Source organism: Leifsonia shinshuensis (assembly GCF_014217625.1).
Classification (GTDB): domain Bacteria; phylum Actinomycetota; class Actinomycetes; order Actinomycetales; family Microbacteriaceae; genus Leifsonia; species Leifsonia shinshuensis_A.
The window spans coordinates 2,419,147-2,441,183 of sequence record NZ_CP043641.1; the positions used below are offsets into that span (position 1 = coordinate 2,419,147).

Sequence of the window (22,037 nt, forward strand, 5' to 3'; positions counted from 1 at the left end):
GGTTCTGCCCTCGCGCCGAAACGGGTAGGACGGAAGGCATGGAGATCGTGCTGGCCGTCCTCGAGCGCGGCGACGTCGCGTACGAGATCGAGTTCGAGCGCACGAGCGAGCCCCCGTTCGAACTGCGCGTGCCCTCCCACATCGGGGGCGCGGCGGTGGTCGACGTCTTCGACCTGGTGGACGCCAGCGAGTGGCCCGTGCTGCTCCGCTACGCGTTCTCGGAGTGCGTGCCCGCGGTCATGGGAAGCCCGGACGACCTCAACGCGGAGGACCTGGGCGAAGTCGACCTCTGAGGCCGCCGCGGGGCTCGCTCAGAACAGGAACAGCTGCCCCATCACCAGCACGAGGATGAGGAATACGACGACGATGCCGCCGATGATGACGAGGGTGCGGCCCGACATCCTCGCGATCCCGAACCCGACGATGAACGGCAGGGCCAGGCAGCCGAGCGCGATGATCCACCAGAACGCCTGGAACCCCGCCTGAGACGCGGACGCCAACCGCTCCCCGAACAGCTTCTGCGTCGCCGGATGCGTGGCGAAGGCGACGCTCGCCGACAGCGGGTACGCGATCAGGACCGCTGTGATCAACCCCGCGAACGCACCCCACATCCCGCGGTGGGCACCGAGGTGCAGCGTCTCCTCCTGGTGCGGTGCTTGCCTGCTCTTCGTGCTCATGGCGCACATGATAGCCAGCGGGCCGCGGCACGGGGCAGCCCCGGAATCCTGTGCTCGCGCGGTGCGGATTCGGCGCGCCGAAACGGGGTCCACTGTACCGTCTACTCTGCCGTTACGCTGGGAGGGTCACCGGCGCCGAGCACGCAGTTAGGGGGCGTCTCGACGGCGCCGGGGTCTTACCCGAATGTCGTGTGGGAGTGGGGAGATCCGCTCCCATACGGCCGGGGTGGGGAGAACGAAAAAGCCCCGGCTCTCCGCCGGGGCTTTTCCTACTGTCTCAACCAGTATTTTGCTTACGCTGTGCGCCACGAGGGATTCGAACCCCCAACCTTCTGATCCGTAGTCAGATGCTCTATCCGTTGAGCTAGTGGCGCATGACCTGTCGCGTCTCCGCGCGGGCCTGTTAGAGCTTACATGACCCTTTCGCAGACCGCCAATCAGGTCGGCCGATGAGGTCGGCGATCAGCTCACGCGAACACCTCGTCCAGGAAGCACACCAGCGCCCGCCAGCTTCGCGCGTCGGCCAGCGCGCGGTATCGGTCGCCTCCCGGGATGGTGAACGCGTGCGGAGCTCCCGAGTACGTCGTGAGCTGCCAGTCCACGTGCGGCGCCGCCCGCAGCTCGTCCTGGAACGCGGCGACCGCGGAGTCCGGGACGACCGGGTCCGCGCCACCGTTGAGCACCAGCAGGGAGGCCGCGATCGCCGCAGCGTCGGACGGGTCGTGGGCGATCAGGCCGCCGTGGAACGACACCACCCCGCGGGCCGGCGCTCCCGTGCGGGCGAATTCGAGGGCGGCCGTCCCCCCGAAGCAGTAGCCGATCACCGCGAGCCGGGCCGGGTCGACGGCGGGGTGCTGCTGCAGCCAGCTGAAGCCGGCCGCGACGCGCGAGCGCAGCAGCGGGAGGTCTCGGTAGTACTGCCCCGCCACCGCGGACGCCTCGTCGCCGCTGGGCCGCACGTCCGCGCCGTACAGGTCCGCCGCGAACGCGACGTAGCCGCGGCGCGCCAGCATCTGCGCGCGCATCCGCACGTTGTCGCCGACGCCGTGCCAGTCGTGGAGGATCAGCACGGCCGGGCGGCGCTCGTCGGCCTGCACATCCCTGGCGAGGTAGCCCTCCAGCGGGAGGCCCTCGTGCTCGTACGGCACGGCCTCCACGTCGATCACGGAGTGCTCGCCGATCGGCACCTGCTCTAGCAGGGCCTGGTGGGCAGGGGACAGGGCGGGCGACGGACTGTCGATCGTCACGGGTGCGGCTCCAGGTTCGGGTGCGCGACGCGGGCGACGGTCGTCGCACGCGGCCTGGCCTGCTGTGGCTGCATCGCGGAGTGCGCGCGGGCCCGAACGGTGCGGGTCGGGTCCCACCTCGTTCACGATACCTCTCCTGCCGGGGAGGCGCGACGGACGTACCATGGGCGCATGTCCACGGAGTTCAGCAACGAGACCGACGCACGCCGCTACGCGATGCGGATCGACGGCGAGCTCGTCGGCGCCCTCGACTACAGCGTCCTCGGCTCGTCCATCTCGCTGACCAGGGCGTTCACGGTCCCCGCGCAACGCGGCAAGGGCTACGCGGCCGACCTGGTCGCGTACGCGGTCGACGACATCGAACGCACCTCCGACCGGAAGATCGTGCCGATGTGCTGGTACGTGGCCGAATGGTTCGACCGGCACCCGGAGCGCGCCGGCCTGCTGCAGCGACGCGCCGGCTGACGGCGATGAGAGGCCAGGCCGAGCGCACCGTGGGGCGCACGGTGGAGCGCACGGCGGCGCGCGTGGTCCGCTTCGGCGACCCGTCGGCGATCGCGCTCGCCCACGAGACGCTGCACGCGCCGCGCGGCAACGAGGTGCTCGTGCGCGTCACGCACGCGGCCCTCGGGTCGACCGATGTGCTGGCCCGGCGCGGAGGCTACGTCCTCCAGCCGCTGCCGGGGTTCGTCCCCGGCTACGACTTCGTCGGCGTGCTGGAGACCGAGTCGGCGGTGTCGGCGGCACTCGGCCTCCGCACCGGCGCGCGGGTCGCGGGAGTGCTCCCGCGGATGGGCGCGCACACCACGCGGCTGGTGGTCTCGCCGACCTTCCTGGTCGCGGTTCCGGACGCGCTGACCTCGGAAGCCGCCGCCGCCCTCCCGCTCAACGGCGTGACGGCCGCGCTCGCCCTCCAGTACGCGGGCGACGCGCGCAGCGTCCTCATCCAGGGCATCACCGGCGCCGTGGGATCACTGGCCGCCCAGCTCGCGCTGCGCGACGGCCGGACGGTGCTCGGGACGGGGACGACCCCGCCGCCGGGCCTCACCGCGCCGGACGTGACCCTCGTCGACTACCGCGACCCCCGCTGGCCCGCGTCGGTCCGGTCGCAGACCGCGGGCGGGGTGGACGCCGCGATCGACCACACCGGCTCGCCCCTGGTCCGGGAGGCCGTGGCGCCGTCCGGGGTCATCGTGCGCACCGCATTCGCCGGCCGCCCCGGACACGAGCGCGACGACGCGGTGCGCGGGTCGGCGGCGGCGGCGATGCGCCGGTTCGGGCACCCGCGGGAGATCGTCTGCTCAGTGCCGTTCTGGGTGCTGCGGAAGCGGCCGGAGTACCGGCGGATGCTGCGCGGGCTGTTCGCGGACATGGCCGCGGGGAGGCTCACCGTGTTCGAGCCGGAGGTGATGGCGTTCGACACGGTGTGGGCTGCGCATCGGGCGGCGGATGCGCGGCCGGCGGGGCGGACGATCGTGCTGGGGATGTGACGCGGAAGCGGATCTTGCACCTAGGTCAACACAGATCATGTGAACTGGCGTTATGGCGGTCCGCTTCGTTAGGCTCCGACCCAACATAACTGGGAGGTTCCTCATGGGCGACGACTTTCTGGACAGCATGAACGCGCAGGGCATGAGCCTGGTCGAAGAGAACTTCGCCGAGCAGCTCGCCGAGCGGGCGCGTTCGCTTGGACTCGAATCGACCGCGTCGATTCAGCTAGACACGACCGAAGTGCCAAGTCTGGGAAACGCGACCGTCAATGTCGACCGTGTGCGCGCGCTGGCGGACGCCAAGCTGGCTGCAAGGGACGCGTAGGCCATATCGCCACCTCCCCCACCCGAAGGCGAACACCGAGCGATCGAAGCTCATCAGGCCTTCACCGGCGGCGAAGCTACAGACCAGAAAGTTGGATGCGCGAATCCCGCGCGAGAAGAGCCCCGGCATCGTCCGGGGCCTTTCGTTTAGCACCTACCCAGCTGGACGCACATCACCTCTCGCACATCGAGATAGCCCACTGCGATGGCTATCGGGACGAGCGCGCCCGAGGCTCAGAGCTCAGGCGTCCGAAGTGAGTCGGCGGGCCGCCGGCCGTTGTCGCCAGTCGCGGCCCGCCTGACTACTCCAGAGCCTGCCACGTCTCGGGGATGATGTGCGCACCGCAACGCATTGTGCTCAAACGAGCACGGCAGAGTCACCCGACGTCGTACGTCACGTGCGTCGCCGTCGTCGTCGCCACGACCTCCCGCTGCACCAGCTGCCGCGGCGCGGACCCCGTGAACAGCGGGGTGCCCGCGCCCAGGATGATCGGTGACAGGTGAAGCACCAGCGTGTCGACCAAGCCGGCCGCGAGCGCCGAGCCGATGAGGGCGCCGCCGCCCATCAGCACCGCGTCGAGATCGGCGCCGCGTGACGCCGAGGCCGCTTCGGCGAGCGAGCGGGCCGCAGCGACCGCGTCCGGCAGGCCCGTCGTGACGAAGGTCCAGTCCAGCCCCGTCAGGCGCACCGAGGACGGGGCCGCGCTCGTCACGACCACGAACGGCGGCTTGCCGACCTCCGTCGCGCCGTAGCCGAGCTCGTCGCTCCAGCCGTCGGGGGCGTCGATCACGTCGAACAGGTTGCGGCCCATCACGACGGCGCCGGAGCGTTCCGTCGCCGCGGCGAGGATGCGCTTGTCGTCTGGGTCGTCGGAGAACACCCAGCGGTGCAGCGGCTCTCCCCCGGTGCCCAGCCCGTTGCCGGGGGCGGCGTCCGGGCCCGTCACGAAGCCGTCGAGGGAGATGGTGATGTCGGCGACGACCTTGGTCATCGGAATCAGCCCCTCGCCAGCAGTTCGTCGAGCTGCTCGTAGCCCTCGCGCATCCCGTACTCCATGCCCGAGGCGATCATGGCCTCCAGCGCCTCCTTCGACGGGAACACCGAGTGGCCGACCAGCCGGGTGCGGCCGCCCGGGAGCGGCTCGAAGCGCAGGAGGTCGAGGCTGACCTCGTTCGGCGCGCCCAGGAACTCGAACGTCTGGATGATGAGCTCGTTCTCGACCACGGTGTGGATGACGCCGCGGAAGGCGTAGACGCTGCCGTCGGAGTCCTTCTGCTCGAAGCCGTAGCCTCCGCCGGTGCGGAAGTCCCAGTGCGTGATCGTGTTGTCGAGCCGGCGCGGGCCGATCCACTGCGCGTACAGCTCCGGGTCGGCGTGGGCGCGGAAGACGGCCTCCACCGGCGCCTCGAACTCCCGCGTGATGTCGGCGTACGAGGTGCCGGGTACGGCATCGATGACGACAGGGTTGGTCATGATTCCTTCTCCTTGGTTCGCTTGCTCGTTCTGTGTTCTGGTGAGGTCGCCGGAGGCGCGGCGAGCAGGGCGTCGAGCCTGCGGTACTGCTGCTCCGCCTCCAGCCGGTACCGATCGATCCACGAGGTCAGGCGCTCGAGCGCTGCGGCGTCGAGGTGCACCGGGCGGCGCTGCGCCTCCCGCGTGCGCCAGACGAGCCCGGCGGACTCGAGGACGCCGACGTGCTTGGACACCGCCTGCAGGCTGATGTCGAACGGCTCGGCCAGCTCGTTCACCGTCGCCGGACCTCGGCTGAGTCGCGCGACCATCGCGCGCCGCACCGGGTCGGACAGGGCCGCGAAGGCCCGGTCGAGCTGGTCGTCCATCGTTGTCAACCTATCCGTTTATCAATCAATCGGTTGAATAAAGGATAGGACGAGCGGAGGGAGGCGTCAAGAGCGGCCTCAGGACGGCAGCGACACGCTCTCCACGCCGGGCACGCGACCGGTGTAACCCTGGACGCGCTCCAGCCCCTCCGTCGTCGCGGACGCGTGATGGCCCACGACGACGACGCGTCCGCCCGAAGCCACGGCGGCGAGGAGGCCGGCCTCCGCGTCCTCGAACACGGCGCACTCCTGGATCGGCACCCCCAGGCGCTCCGCCGCCAGCAGGTAGCCCTGCGGGTCGGGCTTGCCGCGGGACACGTCCTCCGCGGCGACGAGCACGGCCGGGATGGGCACCCCGGCAGCCTCCAGTCGTGCGACGGCGAGCTCGCGCGGCGCACTCGTCACGATCGCGACCGGCGCCTCCGCCTCGGCGAGCGCCGTCAGCAGCGCGACGGCTCCGGGAACCTCCACGATGCCATCGGTGCGCGTCACCTCCTCGGCGACGAGGCCGGCGACCAGCTCGGCCCGGCGCTCCGCCGGGAGGCCCGGAAGGAAGTGCGCGACGGTGTCGACCGCCTGCCTCCCGTGGGCGTAGGCGAGGATCTCGACGGGGTCCAGCGCGTGCCGGTGGCCGAACTCACTCCACACCGCCTCGACGACGGCGTGCGAGTCGACGAGCGTGCCGTCCATGTCGAAGAGGAATCCGGATGCGCTGATCTCCATCGCACCAGCCTAGGCGGGAGGCCGGGACCTCCCGCGGCCGGCGACGCTCAGCGCCCCGTCGTGCGCGCGTCCTGCGCGGCCCGCAGGTCGGCGAGGCCGCGCTCGGTCTCGCGGGTGACGCGGCCACCGCGGGCGGCGACCGCCGCCGGGAGCCAGTCGCTCAGCACGAAGCGGCGACGGCGTGGCGGGATCGGCTCTCCGCCGTTGGTGCGCACCGGGCGGGCCACCCAGCTGTGTTCGATTCCCTGTGCCCAGGTTCCGTTTGCCATGACCTCAACGTTACGAGCGAAAATATCCGGCCACCATATGGCTTCAGGTCTATCTTCGCAAAGATACGGCCAATACACTGGTCGACATGTTGAAGCGCGTGGCCGTGCCCGTCATCGACGAGTTCGCGATGTTCGAGTTCGGCGTCATCTGCGAGGTGTTCGGCCTCGACCGCAGCTACGCGGGGATCGAGCCGTTCGACTTCCGGGTCTGCTCCGAGACCCCGGGCGAGCCCACCCGCAACGAGACCGGCGTGCAGCTCATCGCACCGTACGGACTGGACGCCATGGAGGACGCCGACCTCATCGCCGTGCCCGCCGCGACCATCCGCGACGAGTACCCCGAAGAACTCCTCGACGCCCTCCGCCGCGCGCACGCCCGCGGCGCCATCCTGCTCAGCGTCTGCTCGGGCGCGTTCGTGCTCGGCGCCGCCGGCCTCCTCGACGGCCGCGAGTGCACGACGCACTGGCGCTACGCGGACGCCCTCCAGCGCCGCTTCCCGCTCGCGCAGGTGAACCCGGACGTGCTGTTCATCGACGACGGCACGATCATCACGAGCGCCGGCACCTCCGCCGGCATCGACGCGTGCCTCCACTTGGTGCGGCGCGAGCTCGGCAGCGCGATCGCCAACACGATCGCGCGCAACATGGTCGTCCCGCCGCAGCGCGACGGAGGCCAGCGGCAGTACATCGAGAAGCCGGTGTCCGACTGCGAGGACGACACCTTCAGCGAACTCCTCGACCACCTCAGCACCACGCTGGACGAGAACCACACCGTCTCCGGCCTCGCGGCCCGCACCCACATGTCCACCCGGAGCTTCTCGCGCCGCTTCGTCGCCGAGACCGGCGTACCGCCGATGCAGTGGCTCACGACCCAGCGCGTCCTGCACGCCCGGCTGCTACTGGAGACGACGGAGCTTCCCGTGGAGGAGGTCGCCCGGCGCAGCGGGTTCGCGAGCGCCACGCTGTTGCGGCACCACTTCGACGCGGAGGTCGGCGTGCCGCCCACCCGGTACCGGGCGGCCTTCGCGCGGCGCTGACGCGGGGAAGAATCCGCGCGCCCGGTGGTTGACTCCAAGGACGATCGCCCGCGACGGAAGGACCCCCGCATGGTCACGCAGATCCAGTACGACCGCCTCGGCGACCCCGATGTCCTGGAGGTGGCGACAGTCCCCGATCCGGTCGCGCCGGAGGACGGCGTGGTCGTCGAGGTCCGCGCCGCAGGCGTGAACCCGATCGACGGCAAGCTGCGCAGCGGCGGCCGGCCGAGCGCGCCGATCACGGCGCCGCGCGTGCCGGGCAGCGACGCGGCGGGGGTCGTGCTCTCGGTCGGAGCGGGCGTGCACGACTGGGCTCCCGGCGACGAGGTGGTCGTCCAGGGCGCGCACGGCGCGTACACGACGCACCTGGTCGCGCCGGCCTCCCGGCTCGTCCGGAAGCCCGCCGGGGTGAGCTGGGAGCAGGCGGCGGCGATCGGCGTCCCCGTCGGCACCGCGCACCAGGCGCTGGTCTCGCTCGGGGTCGGGCCGGGGACGACGCTCCTCCTCCACGGCGGTTCCGGCAGTGTCGGGAGGGCGGCGATCCAGCTCGCGCGGCGGATGGGCGCCACGGTGGTCGCGACCGCGTCGCCGGCGAACCACGACCGGCTGCGCGCGCTCGGGGCGATCCCCGTCGCGTACGGTCCAGGACTTCTCGACCGGCTGCGCTCCGCGGCGCCGGACGGCTACGACCTCATCCTCGACGCGATCGGTTCCGACGAGGCACTGGAGGCCTCCTTCGCCCTCGTGGACGACCGCTCGCGGATCGGCACGATCGTGGTCGGTCCGCGCGCGGCCGAGCTGGGGATCCGCGCGTGGGGAGGCGGGAATCCGGTGCCGATGACGGCAGACGAGCTGCGGTTGCGCGACGACGCCTACGCGCTGGCGCTCGACCTGATCGCCGCGGGCGAGTTCGAGGTGGACATCGCGCGGACGTTCCCGCTGACGGAGGCCGCGGAGGCGGCACGGCTGGTGGAGTCGGGGCATCCGGGCGGGAAGGTGATCCTGGTGCCGTGAGGGGCCGCCGCCCCGCTCAGTGGTGCAGCAGCCGCCGGTGCACGGCCTGCGCGACCGGGAGGTCATCCCCGCGGTAGTGCTTCAGCAGCCTCCAGTTGCGCAGTGCGAGCTGGGTGAAGACGACCACCGTCACGACGCCGCACACGACGATCCCCCACGCCCGCGGGTTCTCGCCCTCGGTCGGGATGAGGACGGTCAGCGCGACCGTGAAGATCAGGGCGAGCGCGGCGAACAGCACTCCCAGCCCGACGCGACGCAGCGCCCGGGCGCGCTCCACACGGTCGCCCATGCAGCGCAAGTTACTCCGCGCGACGTGCCTGCGCCAGGTCGTACACGCGGCTCCAGCCGAGCTCGAAGGCGACCTCGTCGATCCGGCCCTCGTCCCGCGCACGCTCCAGGGCGAGCAGCGACGCGAGGGAGGCCGTGACCAGCCGCTCGTCGCCGTACGCCTCGTACTGCTCGCCGACCGCGACCGTGGAGCACCGGATGACGTGGCACTCCCGCCACACGCGCCGGGTCGCGACCGCGGCCACGACGAAGCCCGCGACGTAGACGGCCGCCATCGCGCCGATCGCGGCCACTGCGGGAGCGGGGGCGAGCACGAGGGCGGGAACCAGGGCGAGCAGGCCGCCGACGGTCGGCCAGCGCCGCCGGAAGACGATGGCGCGACGCTCGGCGGACGACGTCCCCGGCGGGTAGACGAAGAGCCGGCGCGCGGAGACCCCGGTCCGCGCCGTGTACAGCGCGGAGGTCTCCTCGAACCAGCCCCAGGGGTGGGCTCCTTCGAAGAATCGCGCCGTCCTGCTGCGCGCGCGAGGTCGCTCGATCGTCGTCACGGGTATCGGTCTACGCCGCTCGGGGCGCGGCGGCGCGGATCCTCACGGAATCCATGCGCGAAGCGGCCGGAACCAGACGGTCCGCCGACGGCCGGCAGCCATCCTCCGTCATTCGGGCGACGCACCGGCGCCGAACCGCTCCTGCCATTCGGCGTAGGTGTGGTCGCGCCCCAGCGGGCACTCGCACCGGATGAGGATCGGCTGGCCGGTCACCACGCTGGTCGCGCGCTCGACGTGCGGCACGGTCGGACCGGCATCGGACGGAACGCGACGAGACTGCGATTTCATGGATGCGAGTATCGGATGCACTCACAGGGGCCGCGCCGGGTTCCGACGGCGGGGGGCGCGGAAACATGCAGGATTTCACCTCCCCAATCGCGCCGTCGCGGCAACTCTGCTCGCCCTGTCCGCCGGTCCGGGGGTGCGCACGTCGGCGGTCGCTGGCAGGGTGAGGGAATGGCCGTCACCTTCCTTCAGCCGGACGGGCTCGTCCGCAGTCCCGCCTTCAGCCACGTCGCCGTCGTCCCGCCGGGATCGGCGACCGTCTACCTCGGCGGCCAGAACGGCGTCGACGAGACCGGTGCGCTCGTGTCGCCCGAAGTCGGCCCGCAAGCCGCCAGGGCGCTGGACAACGCGAAGGTCGCCCTCGCCGCCGCGGGAGCGACGCTGAATGACGTGGTGCAGTGGTTCGTCCTCATCGACGCCGGAGCCGACCTCGGAGCGGCGTACGGCGCCATCGGGCCGCAGCTCGCCCGGGACGGGGCGCCGCCGCTGGTGACCGGGTCGCGCGTGGCGGGGCTGGGAGTGCCGGGGGCGCTGATCGAGATCAGCGCGATCGCGGCGTTGCCGGGCTGACGCGAAAGCCCCCGCCCACGTGGACGGGGGCGGGGGCAGTTCGTGTGGGTGGGCTCAGTGCTTGAAGGCGTCCTTCACCTTCTCGCCGGCGTTCTTCAGGTCCGCCTTGATCTGGTCCCCCTTGCCTTCGGCCTCCAGGCGCTCGTTGCCGGTCGCCTTGCCGGTGGCCTCCTTGGCCTTTCCTCCCGCGTTCTCCGCGGCGTTCTCGATCTTGTCGTCGAGTCCCATGGTCGTCCCCTTTCGATCGGTCTCCCTCGACGGTCCCACTGCGACGGGGACGGGTCCAGGCTGCACACCCGGGTGGGTTTTTCAATCCCCTCAGTCCTCCACAGGAAGGCCGCAAGCGCGAGTCGTCCACGGGAATGTCCACCCCCTTCCAGCGCGGTGCGCCGCGCGAAAGAATCCTTGGTGTGAGCCACGACGTCCCGACAAGCACCTACCGCCTCCAGATCACGCCCGACTTCACGCTGCGGGACGCCGCCCAGGTGCTCGACTACCTGCACCGCCTCGGCGCCGGGGCGGTCTATCTGTCTCCGCTGCTCCAGTCGAGCACGGGGTCGGCGCACGGATACGACGTGGTCGACCCGACCCGGGTGGACGAGGCGCGCGGAGGGCCGGAGGCATTGCGCGAGTTCGCCGACGCCGCGCACCGGCTCGGCCTCCAGGTCGTGGTGGACATCGTGCCCAACCACCTCGGCGTGGCCGTGCCGCACGAGAACCCGTGGTGGTGGGATGTGCTCCGGTCCGGTCAGGGCTCGGCGTTCGCCGGCCACTTCGACATCGACTGGGCGTTCGGCGGCGGCCGGCTGCGCATCCCGGTGCTCGGCGACGGACCGGACGAGGAGGACGCGCTGCGCGTCGTGGACGGCGAGCTCCGCTACTACGACCACCGGTTCCCTATCGCACCTGGCACGGAGTTCGCGTCGCCGCGCGAGGTGCACGCGCGGCAGCACTACGAGCTGGTCTCGTGGCGGCGCGCCGACGCCGAGCTGAACTACCGCCGGTTCTTCGCGGTGAACACGCTGGCCGGCGTGCGCGTGGAGGACGAGCGGGTCTTCGAGGACACGCACGCCGAGATCGGGCGCTGGGTGCGTGAGGGCCTGGTCGACGGCCTCCGCGTGGATCACCCGGACGGCCTCCGCGACCCGGGCGACTACCTGCGGCGACTTGCCGAGCTCGCCGACTGGCGTCCGGTCTGGGTGGAGAAGATCCTGGAGGGCGACGAGCGGATCCCGGCCTGGCCGATCGCCGGAACGACCGGATACGACGCGCTCGGGATCGTCGACCGGGTGTTCGTGGACCCCGCAGGCGAGGAGCCGCTGACCGCGCTGGCCGAGGAGCGTGACGCGCGCGAGGAGAGCCGGGACTGGGCAGGGCTGGTGCACCGCCGCAAGCGGTCGGTGGCGGACGGGATCCTCCGGTCGGAGGTGCTGCGCGTCGTGCGGGAGCTCGGCGACAACCGGGAGCTCGGTGACAACCGGGAGCTCAGTGACAACGCTGGGGACGCCGACACCCTTGCCGACGCCGTGGCGGAGGTGGCCGCGGCCTTCCCCGTCTATCGGAGCTACCTCCCGTTCGGCGCCGATCAGCTGCGGTCGGCGCTCGAAGCCGCGGCGGCCTCCCGGCCCGACCTCACCGACGCGGTGCAGGCGCTCGGCACGGCGTTCGCGCCCGCACCCGACGGCGCGCTAGCGCCCGCCTCCGCGCGCTTCCAGCAGACCAGCGGCGCGATCATGGCCAAGGGCGTGGAGGACAACGCCTTCTACCGGTACACCCGGCTGGTCTCGCTGACGGAGGTCGGCGGCGACCCGTCGGAGTTCTCGCTCACGGTGGAGGCGTTCCACCGGCTGCAGCGACAACGGCAGTCCGACCTGCCGCACTCGCTGACGACCCTCAGCACGCACGACACCAAGCGCAGCGAGGACACCCGGGCGCGCATCGCCGTGCTCGCGGAGCTGCCGGAGCGGTGGGGCCGGTTCCTGGATGCCGTCCGGCATCGCGTCTCCATCGGCGACGGATCGCTCGAGAACCTGCTCTGGCAGTCGATCGTCGGAGCGTGGCCCGCGTCGCGCGAGCGCCTGCAGGCCTACGCGCTCAAAGCCGCCCGGGAGGCCGGTGCGAGCACGACCTGGACCGATCCGGACCCGGTGTTCGAGGGGGCGATGGGCGAGCTGGTCGACACGGCGTTCGACGATCCGCGGGTGGCGGCGGAGGTGGCGGCGATCGCCGCGATCATCGAGGCGCCCGGCGCGAGCAACGGCCTCGGCGCGAAACTCGTCCAGCTCGCCCTGCCCGGCGTCCCCGACGTCTACCAAGGCTCCGAACGCTGGGAGCGCTCGCTGGTCGATCCGGACAACCGCCGCCCGGTGGAGTTCGACGCATCCGCCGGGCTGCTCGCGCACCTGGACGACGGCTGGCTGCCTCCGGTCGACTCGTCAGGCGCGGCGAAGCTGCTGGTGACCTCCCGCGCGCTCCGGCTGCGCCGGGACCGGCCCGAGCTGTTCGCGGAGTACCGGCCGCTCGCCGCCTCCGGCGAGCGCGCGGATCACCTCGTGGCCTTCGACCGCGGCGGTGTGATCGCGCTCGCCACCCGGCTGCCGTTCGGGCTGGCGCACGCGGGCGGCTGGGGCGACACGACGGTGGACCTCGGCCCGGCCGTGTATCGGGACGAACTGACCGGCCGGGAGGTGACCGGCCGGATGGCCGTCGCCGAACTGTTCGACCGGTATCCCGTCGCGCTGCTGGCGGTGGCGCGATGAGCGCGGTGGTGGCCACCGGGTTCCCGGACCGCACCTTCCCGGTGTGGGCGCCGGGCGCGGGCGGTGTGGAGGTGGAGATCGCCGGAGCCGGGCGGCGTCCGCTGCAGCAGGACGAGCGCGGGTGGTGGCGGCTGGCCACCCCGTTCGACGCTGACGCCGGCTCTCTCGACGCCAGCTCTCTCGACGCCGACTCTCTCGACTACGGCTTCGTCGTCGACGGCGCCGGCCCGTTCCCCGATCCGCGCTCGCGGCGCCAGCCCGACGGCGTCCACGCGCTCAGCCGCGAGTGGGACCCCGGCGACCACGCCTGGGCCGACCGCGACTGGCGACCCGGAACCCTGACCGGACGCGTCATCTACGAGCTCCACATCGGCACGTTCACCCCCGAAGGGACGCTCGACGCCGCGGCAGGCCGGCTCGACCACCTCGCCGGGCTCGGCGTCGACGCTGTCGAGTTGCTGCCGGTCAACGCCTTCAACGGGCCGCACGGCTGGGGCTACGACGGCGTCCTCTGGTTCGCCGTGCACGAGCCGTACGGCGGGCCCGCCGCGTACCAGCGGTTCGTCGACGCGTGTCATGCCCGCGGCATCGCGGTCATCCAGGACGTCGTCTACAACCACCTCGGCCCGAGCGGCAACTACCTCCCGATGTTCGGCCCCTGCCTGAGCGAGGGCCGCAACACCTGGGGATCGTCGGTCAACCTCGACGGGCCGCAGTCCGGGGAAGTGCGGCGGCTCATCCTCGACAACGCCCGGTTCTGGCTGGGCGACATGCACGTCGACGGGCTGCGGCTGGACGCCGTGCACGCGCTCCGCGACAGCAGTGCGGAGCACATCCTGGAGGCGCTCGCCCGGGAGGCGTCCGGCATCCGGGAGACGACCGGGCGGCCGGCGACGCTCATCGCCGAGAGCGACCTCAACGACCCGAAGCTGATCCGCGAGCGCCGCAGGCACGGCTACGGCCTCGACGCGCAGTGGGACGACGACGTGCATCACGCCGTCCACGTCAACCTGACCGGCGAGACGAGCGGGTACTACGCGGACTTCGCCGGGCCGCAGGCGCTGATCAAGACGTTCGAGCGCGGCTTCTTCCACGACGGCGCCTGGTCGAGCTTCCGTGAACGGAACCACGGCCGGCCGCTGGACAGCGACATCCCGTTCACCCGGCTGGTCGCGTTCAGCCAGGACCACGACCAGATCGGCAACCGCGCGATCGGCGACCGGCTCACGGCCACCCTCGACGAGGGACGCCTCGCGGTCGCCGCCGCGCTGATCCTGCTCGGCCCGTTCACGCCGATGCTGTTCATGGGAGAGGAGTGGGGCGCGACGACCCCGTGGCCGTTCTTCAGCTCGCACCCGGAGCCCGACCTGGCGGAGGCCACCCGAACCGGCCGCATCGCCGAGTTCGCCCGCATGGGCTGGGACCCGGACGTGGTCCCCGACCCGCAGGACCCCGCCACCTTCGAAAGCGCCCGCCTCGACTGGACCGAACCCGAACAGCCGACCCACGCCCGTCTGCTCGCCTGGTACCGCCACCTCATCGATCTCCGCCGCGAGTTGCCGCCCGACGCGCGCGCGACGGACGTGACCTGCGTGGACGGCGTGTTCGGGTTCACCCGCGCAGGGCTGCGGGTAGAGGCGGCACTGAGCGGCGACGGCCTCCCCTCCGCGACGGACGAGACGGTCACGGAGGCCGTGTTCGACCACGCGGTGCGGGTCACGCGGGTGGCGAGCTGACCTCAGCGCGTCCCGACGCCGCCGGCGATGCCGCTGATCAGGCGGCGCTGCAGGACGAGGTACAGGATCACGATCGGAAGGGCGATGAGCACGCCGGCCGCCGAGAGCAGCGAGTAGTTCGTCATGTGCTGACCCTGGAAGAACGCCAGCCCGAGCGGCGCGGTCCGGAGCTGGTCCTGGGTGATCATGACGAGCGGGATGAGGAACTCGTTCCACGTCCACATCCCGACCAGCACGGCCATCGTGCCGATCGACGGCCAGGACGCCGGGACGAGGACGCGCCAGAGCAGCCGGCTGTCCGACGCTCCGTCGAGCCGCGCCGCCTCGATGATCTCGCCGGGGAACGCCCGGAAGTGGTTGCGCATCCAGAACGCGGCGAAGCCCAGCGACTGCGCGGTCTGCGGCAGGATCAGCGCCCAGTAGGTGTCGGTGAGTCCGGCCGTGCGCAGGTTGAAGTAGAGCGGGATGATGAACGCCTCCTCCGGGAGCATGAGCCCCACGAGCAGGACGAAGAAGAGGATGCCGGAGCCCGGGAACGTCATGCGCGCGAAGGCGTAGCCGGCGAGCGTCGCCAGGACGAACGTGAGGAGCACGACGGCGACCGCGACGAGCACGCTGGAGGCCATGTACGTCGAGAAATGGCCTTCCGTCCAGGCGTCGGTGTAGTTCTGCAGCCTGACCGTCTGCGGGAGCTGGAACCCGCCGGTGTTATCGCCCGCCGGGATCACCGACGAAAAGAGCACGCCGACGAGCGGCAGGAGCGCGAACAGCGCGAAGACGCTCAGGATGACGTAGTCGACGGTCTTCTCGACCCGGCCGATTCTCATGCGTTCTCCTTCGGCTGCAGACGGGTGATCAGCCACGAGATCACCATGATCAGAACGGTCAAGGCGATCGCGACGGCCGCAGCCGAGCCGACCTGGCCGGTGTTGAAGGCCCGATTGAACGCCTCGAACGCCGGCACCGTCGTGCTGGTGCCCGGGCCGCCCTGCGTCGTGATGTAGACGATGTCGAACGACTTCAGGGTCGCCGTCACCGTCAGCGTGAGCGCGATGGCGAGCTGACCGCGCAGCGCGGGCAGGGTCACCCCGAAGAACTCGCGCAGCGGTCCGGCGCCGTCGATCCGCGCGGCCTCGAAGACGGCGGGCTCGATGTTCTGCACGCCGCCGAGGAAGAGCACCAGGCACAGCCCGGTGTTCACCCACGTCCCGATGAAGCCGATCGCGATCAGCGCGAAGGTGTAGTCGCCGAGCCAGGCACGCGCCAGCTCGCCGAGCCCCACCGCTGCGAGCACCTGGTTGAGCAGGCCGTGCGGGGCGTAGATCGAGACCCAGATGGTGCCGACCACCACCGACGCGATCACCTGCGGGAGGAACAGCACCGTGCGGAAGAAGCCCATCCCGCGGAGCCGGTTGGCGTGCGAGAGCACGATCGTCAGGGCGAGGCCGAGGACGACCGGCAGGGCCGCGTAGAAGAGGAGCAGCACGGACACGTGCAGGAAGGCGTCGCGCAGCTGGACGTCCGTGAAGACGGCCGCGTAGTTCTTCAGCCCCGCCCAGGTCGACGCTCCGATGCCGTTCCAGTCGTAGAAGGAGTACTGGAACGTCTGCAGGAGCGGGACGACGATGAACGCGGCCAGCACGAGCACGGACGGCGCGACATACAGGTAGGCGGCCGGCTGCCACCGGCGCCGCGCGCGGGTGCGCGGGGCGTCGGTGGCAGTCGCGATGAGGGTCTGAGCCATTACTTGTTTCCGGAGACGAAGCCCGAATAGTCGGTCTGCAGCGTCTGGGTGAACTGCTGCGGGGAGGTCTTCTGGGCGGTGAGGTCCTGCATGGCCGCGGTCAGCGTCGTGTAGAACGTCGGCGTCGTGTAGTCGAGGTACGGCACGATGCTCTTGCCCGCGGTCAGCGACGTGTACTGGTCGTAGACGCTCGCGTTCAGCGTCCCGGCCTCGGACGTGTGATCGGCCGGCAGGACGGTCGGGAGGCTGCTCGCGTCGATCATCGCCTGAGCACTGGACTTGCCGGAGATGAAGTCGATGTAGGCCGCCGCCGCGTTGGGGTGTGCGGACTTCGATGTGATCGCCCACGCCAGGCCCTCGCCGCCCTGGGTCACCGGTGCGGACGCCCCGGCCGGTGTGAGCGCCACCATCCCGGCGTTGGACTGGCCGAGAGCCTGCCCGATCGTGGACATGTCCCACGTGCCGTCGATGACGAACGCCGCCTTCCCCTTGCCGAAATCGGCGACCGCCGCGTCCTGGGAGATCCCGTTGGCGTCGGCGGGCAGGTAGCCCTTCTGCGCCCAGTCCTGGATCGTCGTCGCGGCGTCGACGTTCGCCTTATCAGTCCACGCTCCCGCCTTGGCGGAGACCAGGTTCTGCACGGCCTTGGCTCCGGCGGTCGCGGCCTGGACCACGCCGTAGAGCTGGATGCCGCGCACTTTCTCGAGGTCGCCGTACGCCATCGGCTGGATGCCGGCGGCCTTCGCCTTCGCCATGGCGGCGGTCAGGTCGTCGAGGCTCTTGGGCGCCTCCACTCCGAGGCTGCTCAGGATCTTCTTGTTGTAGTAGACACCGACGAACTCGCCGGTGTTGGAGACGCCGTAGAGGTTGCCGGTCTGCCAGTGCTTGCCGTCCGAGCTGAAGGTGTTGAGCGCCAGCAGGTTCGAGGGGAAGTAGTGGTCCCAGCCGTACAGCGACGAGTAGTCGTTCAGCGGGGTGAGCATCCCGCCGGAGACGAACGCCCCCATGTCGGGGTAGCCCTGGTTGGCCTGCACGACGTCCGGCGGGTTGTTGCCGGAGAGGGCGAGCTTCAGCGTCGTCTTCAGGTCGGAGAACGACTGGCTGTTGCGCTTGATCGTGATGTCCGGGTACTTCTTCTCGAACTCCGCGTTGAGCTTCTTCTGGGCGGTGTCGATGTCACCCGTGTTGTTCTGATCCCAGACGGTCAGCGTGTACTTCCCGGACTCCACGGTCTTGGACGCCGTGACCTTCGAGGTGTCCGAGCCGGACCCGGACGACCCCGGCGCGCACCCGGCCAGGAGCACCGCGGTCGCCGCAGTGAGCGCGCCGACCGCAATCGCGGTGAACTGCTTCTTCATGGATTACCTTTCTGTTCCCGTTGTCTGCTGGAGCGGCGCTCGCCGGCTCCAGTCGTGGAGGAAGGCCCATTCGGAGTCCGCGGCGTGTCGTTCGACGAAGCCGATGAGCTCGCGAGGAGTCGGGGCGCTCGCGCCCCCGCCCAGGCCGGTCACCGAATAGGCGGCGGTGGCCGTGGCGAAGCGAAGTCGTTCGGCGAGGGTCCACTCCTCGCCGAGGGAGGTCATGAGGGCGGCCGTGAAGACATCGCCGGCGCCGGTCGGGTCGACCGCGGCGACGGGGATGCCGGGAACCTCGGCCTCCTCTCCATTCGCCGAGTCGACGGCGATGACGCCCGCCGCGCCGCGCGTGACGACCGCGAGGCCGACGTGGTCCGCCAGAGCGCGGGCCGCGGACACCGGGTCGGTCGTGCGGGTGTACGCGACCGCCTCGTCGTGGTTCGGGATGAAGACGTCCACGCGGTCGAGTTCGGCGAGCAGCCCGCTGGACCATTCGCCGCTCGCGTCCCAGCCGACCCCGCCGACGAGCACGGTGCCCGCCTCGCGCATCTCGACGGCCCACGGGAGGGCGGCGTCGGACACGTCCAGGTGCGCGGCAGCGACATCGTCGCGTCGCTGCGGGACGGCGACGGAGTGCTCCTCCACGTAGGTGAGGAAGCCGCGGTCGTGCGGACCGGAGATCGCCACGCTGACCGGGCTCTGGTAGCCGCGGACGGTCTGGAGCTCGTCGAGGTCGAGGTTCGGCTCCGCGCGGAGGAGCGCGTGGATGTGCGTACCGATGACGTCGTCTCCCATGGTGGCGACGAGACGGGAGTCCGCGCCGAGCCGCGCCGCCGCCACCGCCCGGATCGCCGAGCCGCCCACGGCGATCCCGAAGCGGTCCGCGTATGTCTCCTGCCCGAGGACCGGGACGTCGGCGCCCGTGAAGATCAGGTCGCAGAACACATCCCCGGTGAAGAGCAGGGCCCCAGGTCGGGACAGACGGTGATGCAACGGTTCACTCCTTCGCACTTCTCCGGACGGGATGCGGGACAACGTAACACTCTTGCGCAGGTTTGATCAACTTTGCGCATGTTTGCGTATTTCGAGCGTGTTTCGGCTATCGTGATGAGCATGATCGTGAGTGAACGGCGCCAGCGCATCCTGAACGAGCTGCGGGCCAGCGGGACCGCCAGCGTCCCCGAGCTGGCCGAGACGCTCGGCGTCAGCCCGTCGACGATCCGCCGCGACCTCGAGATCCTCGACCGAAACGGGGAGCTCACGCGCAGCTACGGCGGCGCCGTCCTCCGCTCGGGCATGACGGTCCAGGAGGGCACGGAGTCTCCCGAGACGCCCTACGACGACAGTGCCGACATCGACCTGAAGGTCCGGCTGGCCAAGGCCGCGCTCGCGTACGTGCAGGACGGCAGCGTCGTCCTGCTGGACATCGGAACGACGACACCGTTCCTCGCCCGGATGCTGCGCGGACGGGACATCACGGTCGTCACCTCGAATCTCGCGGTCTTCGACGAGCTGCGCAACGACAGCGCCGTACGGGTCGTTCTGCTCGGCGGGGTGCTCCGCCGCAACATGCGCACGCTGGTCGGCTCGCTCACCGTGGCGTCCCTCCAGCAGATCACGGCCGACGTCATGTTCCTCTCCTGCACCGGCGTCCGGGCGGGAGGAGCGATCGTCGACGACATGGCCGTCGAGACGCCGCTCAAGCAGGCGATGATCGCGGCGAGCGACAAGGTCGTCCTGCTCGCCAGCGAAGCCAAGTTCCCCGGGACGGGCGCGCTCCGCGTGTGCGCGCTCTCCGACGTCGACGTGCTCGTCACCACCGACGGCGCCCCGGTCGAAGCCATCGAATTGTGCCGCGCCAGCGGCGGAGAGGTCGTGATCGCGTGAAGTTGAGCATCCTCGGCGGCGGTGGATTCCGCACGCCCTACGTCTGGCAGGCCATGCTCAGGGACACGGGCAGCCCCCGCGTCGACGAGGTGTGCCTCTACGATGTGGACACCGAGAAGCTCACGACCATGGCGGCCCTGCTGGCGCAGCTCGCCGCCGGCACCCCTGGCGCACCGCGGCTGACCACGACCACCTCGCTCGACGAGGCCATCGCCGGCAGCGACTTCGTGTTCTCGGCCATCCGCGTCGGAGGCCTGGAGGGCCGGCGCTGCGACGAGCACGTGGCCCTCGACCTCGGCGTGCTCGGCCAGGAGACCACCGGTCCCGGCGGCATCGCCTACGCGCTCCGCACCGTGCCGGTAATGGTCGGCGTCGCCGAGACGATCGCGCGGCTGGCCCCGAACGCCTTCGTGATGAACTTCACCAACCCGGCCGGCATCATCACCGAAGCGATGCAGGGCGTGCTCGGCGACCGCGTCGTCGGCATCTGCGACACGCCGTCCGGTCTGGGCCGCCGCGTGGCGGCGGCGCTCGGCGTCGACCAGAGCCGCATCCACATGGACTACGTCGGACTCAACCACCTGGGCTGGATGCGCGGCGTCTACCACGACGGCCGGAACGTCCTGCCGGACTTCCTCGCCGACGACCGGCTGCTCGGCGAGCTCGAGGAGGGCCAGGTCTTCGGCGCCGAGTGGATCCGCGAACTCGGCGTGATCCCGAACGAGTACCTGTACTACTACTACTTCAACCGCGACGCGGTGCGCGCCATGATCGCGGCGGGCACGACCCGCGGCGACTTCCTGGCCCGCACGCAGTCCGAGTTCTGGGAGCTCTCCCGCGACAGCGGCGACAAGGCGGACCTGTGGCGGCGCACCGTGGAACGCCGCAGCGCCTCCTATATGGCCGAGGCGACCGGGGGCACGCAGGACGAGCCCGCGCACCACCATGAGGCCTCCACCGACCTGGCCGACCAGGGCTATGCGGGCGTTGCGCTCGGCGTCATGAACGCGATCACGCGCAATGAGCAGGCGACGATGATCCTCAACGTGCGCAACCGCGGCACCATCGCCGGCCTCCCGGACGACGCCGTCATCGAGGTGCCCACCCTGGTCGACGCGAACGGCGCGCATCCGCTGTCCGTCCCGGCGCCCAGCCTGCACCAGCTCGGCCTGATGGCGCAGGTCAAGGAGGTCGAGCGCCACGCGATCGCCGCAGCGCTCACCGGATCCGCGTCGGAGGCACTGCTCGCCTTCGCCCTGCACCCGCTGGTGGAGAGCGTCCCGACCGCGCGCGAGCTGCTCCGCGGTTACACGGCCGCGCACCCGCAGCTCGCCGAGCTCTTCGGCGGCGCAGCGGTGGACGCGCTCGCACCCGCTGGGCGCTGATGCGTGTCGTCGTCCTGCCGACCTCCGCCGAGGTCGGCGAGGCAGCGGCGGCGGAGATCGCCGCGGTCGTGACCGAGCGCCCGGACGCGGTGCTCGGGCTCGCCACCGGCGATTCGCCGCTCGGCGCCTACGCGGCGCTCGGCCGCCGCGTCGAGCGCGACGGGCTCGACCTCTCGCGGGCCCGCGGCTTCGCCCTGGACGAGTACGTCGGGCTGGACCCGTCCGATCCGCAGAGCTACAACGCAGTCATCGACCGCACGGTCACGACGCCGCTGCGGATGCGCGCGGGCGCCGTGCGCGTTCCGGCCGGCGCGGCAGCCGACCTCGACGCGGCCGCGGACGCGTACGAGCGCGCCATCGAGGAGTCCGGAGTGGACATCCAGATCCTCGGCATCGGCGCGAACGGGCACATCGGCTTCAACGAGCCGGGATCCGCGTTCACGACGCGCACGCGGGTCGTCGCGCTCAGCGAGCGGACCAGACTCGACAACGCCCGGTTCTTCGCGACGCCCTCCGATGTGCCGACGCACGCCCTGACGCAGGGACTCGCCACGATCATGCGGGCACGCCGGATCGTCCTCGTCGCGCTCGGGGAGCGGAAGGCGGAGGCGGTCCGCGCCGCCGTCGAGGGGCGCCCGTCCGCGGCCTGCCCGGCCTCCGTGCTGCAGGACCACCCGGACGCCCTGCTGGTCGTGGACGAGGCCGCCGCGTCGCGGATAGCGGTCAGCTCCTCCGCTGTCAACCGCTTCCCGCGCTTGCTCGCCCGCAGGTAGCCTGTCGGTCTACCGATCATCGGAGGCACCGTGTCCCAGCCCTGCCCCCTCCTCGGCGACCCCGCTCGCAGCCTCATCCCCGGGGCC

General features: G+C 71.2%; 27 protein-coding genes and 1 tRNA gene. 12 read left to right on the forward strand and 16 right to left on the reverse strand.

The window, feature by feature from the left end; all coding sequences use genetic code 11:
- Window positions 1-38: 38 nt before the first annotated feature.
- On the forward strand, window positions 39-293 hold the full coding sequence (locus tag F1C12_RS11550; protein WP_185275155.1) for a hypothetical protein: 255 nt from the start codon (window positions 39-41) through the stop codon (window positions 291-293).
- 18 nt (window positions 294-311) lie between these two features.
- Here F1C12_RS11550 and F1C12_RS11555 read toward each other — a convergent pair whose 3' ends face one another.
- The 3 genes from F1C12_RS11555 to F1C12_RS11565 all read right to left on the reverse strand — a co-directional run bounded on the left by F1C12_RS11555 (window position 312) and on the right by F1C12_RS11565 (window position 1,924).
- A complete protein-coding gene (locus F1C12_RS11555; RefSeq protein ID WP_185275156.1) occupies window positions 312-677 on the reverse strand; it encodes a hypothetical protein in 366 nt (121 codons plus the stop codon).
- A gap of 301 nt (window positions 678-978) precedes the next feature.
- Window positions 979-1,051, reverse strand: a tRNA-Arg gene (locus F1C12_RS11560).
- 93 nt (window positions 1,052-1,144) lie between these two features.
- Window positions 1,145-1,924 (reverse strand): dienelactone hydrolase family protein, encoded by a 780-nt coding sequence (locus tag F1C12_RS11565; RefSeq protein WP_185275157.1) that lies wholly within the window; start codon window positions 1,922-1,924, stop codon window positions 1,145-1,147.
- Window positions 1,925-2,095: 171 nt separating this feature from the next.
- Here F1C12_RS11565 and F1C12_RS11570 point away from each other — a divergent pair, with 171 nt between their 5' ends.
- The 3 genes from F1C12_RS11570 to F1C12_RS11580 all read left to right on the forward strand — a co-directional run bounded on the left by F1C12_RS11570 (window position 2,096) and on the right by F1C12_RS11580 (window position 3,739).
- Complete coding sequence (locus F1C12_RS11570; protein WP_185275158.1) at window positions 2,096-2,389, forward strand: GNAT family N-acetyltransferase; 294 nt, start codon at window positions 2,096-2,098, stop codon at window positions 2,387-2,389.
- Between the two features lie 5 nt (window positions 2,390-2,394).
- Complete coding sequence (locus F1C12_RS11575; RefSeq protein ID WP_258045856.1) at window positions 2,395-3,414, forward strand: quinone oxidoreductase family protein; 1,020 nt, start codon at window positions 2,395-2,397, stop codon at window positions 3,412-3,414.
- A 103-nt stretch (window positions 3,415-3,517) separates the two neighbouring features.
- Window positions 3,518-3,739 carry a hypothetical protein gene (locus F1C12_RS11580; protein WP_185275159.1) on the forward strand — a complete coding sequence of 74 codons (222 nt, stop codon included), beginning with the start codon at window positions 3,518-3,520 and terminating at the stop codon, window positions 3,737-3,739.
- A gap of 376 nt (window positions 3,740-4,115) precedes the next feature.
- Here F1C12_RS11580 and F1C12_RS11585 read toward each other — a convergent pair whose 3' ends face one another.
- From F1C12_RS11585 to F1C12_RS11605, 5 genes are all read right to left on the reverse strand, one after another.
- Entirely contained in the window at window positions 4,116-4,730 is a 615-nt protein-coding gene (locus F1C12_RS11585) for a dihydrofolate reductase family protein (protein WP_185275160.1), read from the reverse strand.
- Between the two features lie 5 nt (window positions 4,731-4,735).
- Entirely contained in the window at window positions 4,736-5,212 is a 477-nt protein-coding gene (locus F1C12_RS11590) for an SRPBCC family protein (protein ID WP_185275161.1), read from the reverse strand.
- Window positions 5,209-5,577: an ArsR/SmtB family transcription factor gene (locus tag F1C12_RS11595; RefSeq protein ID WP_185275162.1), complete on the reverse strand. Its 369-nt coding sequence runs from the start codon at window positions 5,575-5,577 to the stop codon at window positions 5,209-5,211. The genes F1C12_RS11590 and F1C12_RS11595 overlap by 4 nt, the downstream gene beginning before the upstream one ends.
- A 78-nt stretch (window positions 5,578-5,655) precedes the next feature.
- The gene (locus tag F1C12_RS11600; RefSeq protein ID WP_258045857.1) at window positions 5,656-6,300 is read right to left on the reverse strand and encodes an HAD-IA family hydrolase; all 645 of its coding nucleotides are present in this window, start codon (window positions 6,298-6,300) and stop codon (window positions 5,656-5,658) included.
- A gap of 47 nt (window positions 6,301-6,347) precedes the next feature.
- Window positions 6,348-6,569, reverse strand: coding sequence for a hypothetical protein (locus F1C12_RS11605; RefSeq protein WP_258045858.1), 222 nt, complete (start codon window positions 6,567-6,569; stop codon window positions 6,348-6,350).
- Window positions 6,570-6,655: 86 nt separating this feature from the next.
- On the opposite strand from F1C12_RS11605, the gene F1C12_RS11610 reads away from it, so the two are divergent.
- Together F1C12_RS11610 and F1C12_RS11615 are read left to right on the forward strand one after the other, a co-directional pair.
- Window positions 6,656-7,606, forward strand: coding sequence for a helix-turn-helix domain-containing protein (locus F1C12_RS11610; RefSeq protein WP_185275163.1), 951 nt, complete (start codon window positions 6,656-6,658; stop codon window positions 7,604-7,606).
- Between the two features lie 69 nt (window positions 7,607-7,675).
- The gene (locus tag F1C12_RS11615) at window positions 7,676-8,620 is read left to right on the forward strand and encodes a quinone oxidoreductase family protein (protein ID WP_185275164.1); all 945 of its coding nucleotides are present in this window, start codon (window positions 7,676-7,678) and stop codon (window positions 8,618-8,620) included.
- Window positions 8,621-8,636: 16 nt separating this feature from the next.
- Here the strand turns inward: F1C12_RS11615 and F1C12_RS11620 are convergent, their stop codons facing one another.
- The 3 genes from F1C12_RS11620 to F1C12_RS11630 all read right to left on the reverse strand — a co-directional run bounded on the left by F1C12_RS11620 (window position 8,637) and on the right by F1C12_RS11630 (window position 9,744).
- Entirely contained in the window at window positions 8,637-8,909 is a 273-nt protein-coding gene (locus tag F1C12_RS11620) for a hypothetical protein (RefSeq protein ID WP_185275165.1), read from the reverse strand.
- Between the two features lie 10 nt (window positions 8,910-8,919).
- Window positions 8,920-9,456, reverse strand: a complete 537-nt coding sequence (locus F1C12_RS11625; RefSeq protein ID WP_185275166.1) for a DUF6611 family protein — start codon at window positions 9,454-9,456, stop codon at window positions 8,920-8,922.
- A gap of 108 nt (window positions 9,457-9,564) precedes the next feature.
- On the reverse strand, window positions 9,565-9,744 hold the full coding sequence (locus F1C12_RS11630; protein ID WP_185275167.1) for a hypothetical protein: 180 nt from the start codon (window positions 9,742-9,744) through the stop codon (window positions 9,565-9,567).
- Window positions 9,745-9,912: 168 nt separating this feature from the next.
- Between F1C12_RS11630 and F1C12_RS11635 the strand changes: the two genes are divergently transcribed.
- Window positions 9,913-10,311 carry a RidA family protein gene (locus F1C12_RS11635; protein WP_185275168.1) on the forward strand — a complete coding sequence of 133 codons (399 nt, stop codon included), beginning with the start codon at window positions 9,913-9,915 and terminating at the stop codon, window positions 10,309-10,311.
- Between the two features lie 54 nt (window positions 10,312-10,365).
- Here the strand turns inward: F1C12_RS11635 and F1C12_RS11640 are convergent, their stop codons facing one another.
- The gene (locus F1C12_RS11640; protein WP_185275169.1) at window positions 10,366-10,539 is read right to left on the reverse strand and encodes a CsbD family protein; all 174 of its coding nucleotides are present in this window, start codon (window positions 10,537-10,539) and stop codon (window positions 10,366-10,368) included.
- A 182-nt stretch (window positions 10,540-10,721) separates the two neighbouring features.
- On the opposite strand from F1C12_RS11640, the gene treY reads away from it, so the two are divergent.
- On the forward strand, window positions 10,722-13,070 hold the full coding sequence (treY, locus tag F1C12_RS11645) for a malto-oligosyltrehalose synthase (protein ID WP_258045859.1): 2,349 nt from the start codon (window positions 10,722-10,724) through the stop codon (window positions 13,068-13,070).
- On the forward strand, window positions 13,067-14,806 hold the full coding sequence (gene treZ / locus F1C12_RS11650) for a malto-oligosyltrehalose trehalohydrolase (RefSeq protein WP_185275171.1): 1,740 nt from the start codon (window positions 13,067-13,069) through the stop codon (window positions 14,804-14,806). Before treY ends, treZ begins: the two co-directional genes overlap by 4 nt.
- Before the next feature lie 2 nt (window positions 14,807-14,808).
- Here treZ and F1C12_RS11655 read toward each other — a convergent pair whose 3' ends face one another.
- The 4 genes from F1C12_RS11655 to F1C12_RS11670 are packed head-to-tail and all read right to left on the reverse strand — an operon-like array spanning window position 14,809 to window position 18,898.
- On the reverse strand, window positions 14,809-15,633 hold the full coding sequence (locus F1C12_RS11655) for a carbohydrate ABC transporter permease (protein ID WP_185275172.1): 825 nt from the start codon (window positions 15,631-15,633) through the stop codon (window positions 14,809-14,811).
- Entirely contained in the window at window positions 15,630-16,550 is a 921-nt protein-coding gene (locus tag F1C12_RS11660) for a carbohydrate ABC transporter permease (RefSeq protein WP_185275173.1), read from the reverse strand. Before F1C12_RS11660 ends, F1C12_RS11655 begins: the two co-directional genes overlap by 4 nt.
- A complete protein-coding gene (locus F1C12_RS11665; protein ID WP_185275174.1) occupies window positions 16,550-17,908 on the reverse strand; it encodes an extracellular solute-binding protein in 1,359 nt (452 codons plus the stop codon). Before F1C12_RS11665 ends, F1C12_RS11660 begins: the two co-directional genes overlap by 1 nt.
- 3 nt (window positions 17,909-17,911) lie before the next feature.
- A complete protein-coding gene (locus F1C12_RS11670; protein ID WP_185275175.1) occupies window positions 17,912-18,898 on the reverse strand; it encodes a carbohydrate kinase family protein in 987 nt (328 codons plus the stop codon).
- Between the two features lie 120 nt (window positions 18,899-19,018).
- Here F1C12_RS11670 and F1C12_RS11675 point away from each other — a divergent pair, with 120 nt between their 5' ends.
- From F1C12_RS11675 to F1C12_RS11685, 3 genes are read left to right on the forward strand one after another with little or no spacing between them, the layout of a single operon-like run.
- Window positions 19,019-19,792 (forward strand): DeoR/GlpR family DNA-binding transcription regulator, encoded by a 774-nt coding sequence (locus F1C12_RS11675; protein ID WP_185275176.1) that lies wholly within the window; start codon window positions 19,019-19,021, stop codon window positions 19,790-19,792.
- Window positions 19,789-21,177: a 6-phospho-beta-glucosidase gene (locus tag F1C12_RS11680; protein WP_185275177.1), complete on the forward strand. Its 1,389-nt coding sequence runs from the start codon at window positions 19,789-19,791 to the stop codon at window positions 21,175-21,177. Before F1C12_RS11675 ends, F1C12_RS11680 begins: the two co-directional genes overlap by 4 nt.
- Complete coding sequence (locus F1C12_RS11685; protein WP_185275178.1) at window positions 21,177-21,950, forward strand: glucosamine-6-phosphate deaminase; 774 nt, start codon at window positions 21,177-21,179, stop codon at window positions 21,948-21,950. Before F1C12_RS11680 ends, F1C12_RS11685 begins: the two co-directional genes overlap by 1 nt.
- Window positions 21,951-22,037 lie beyond the last annotated feature (87 nt).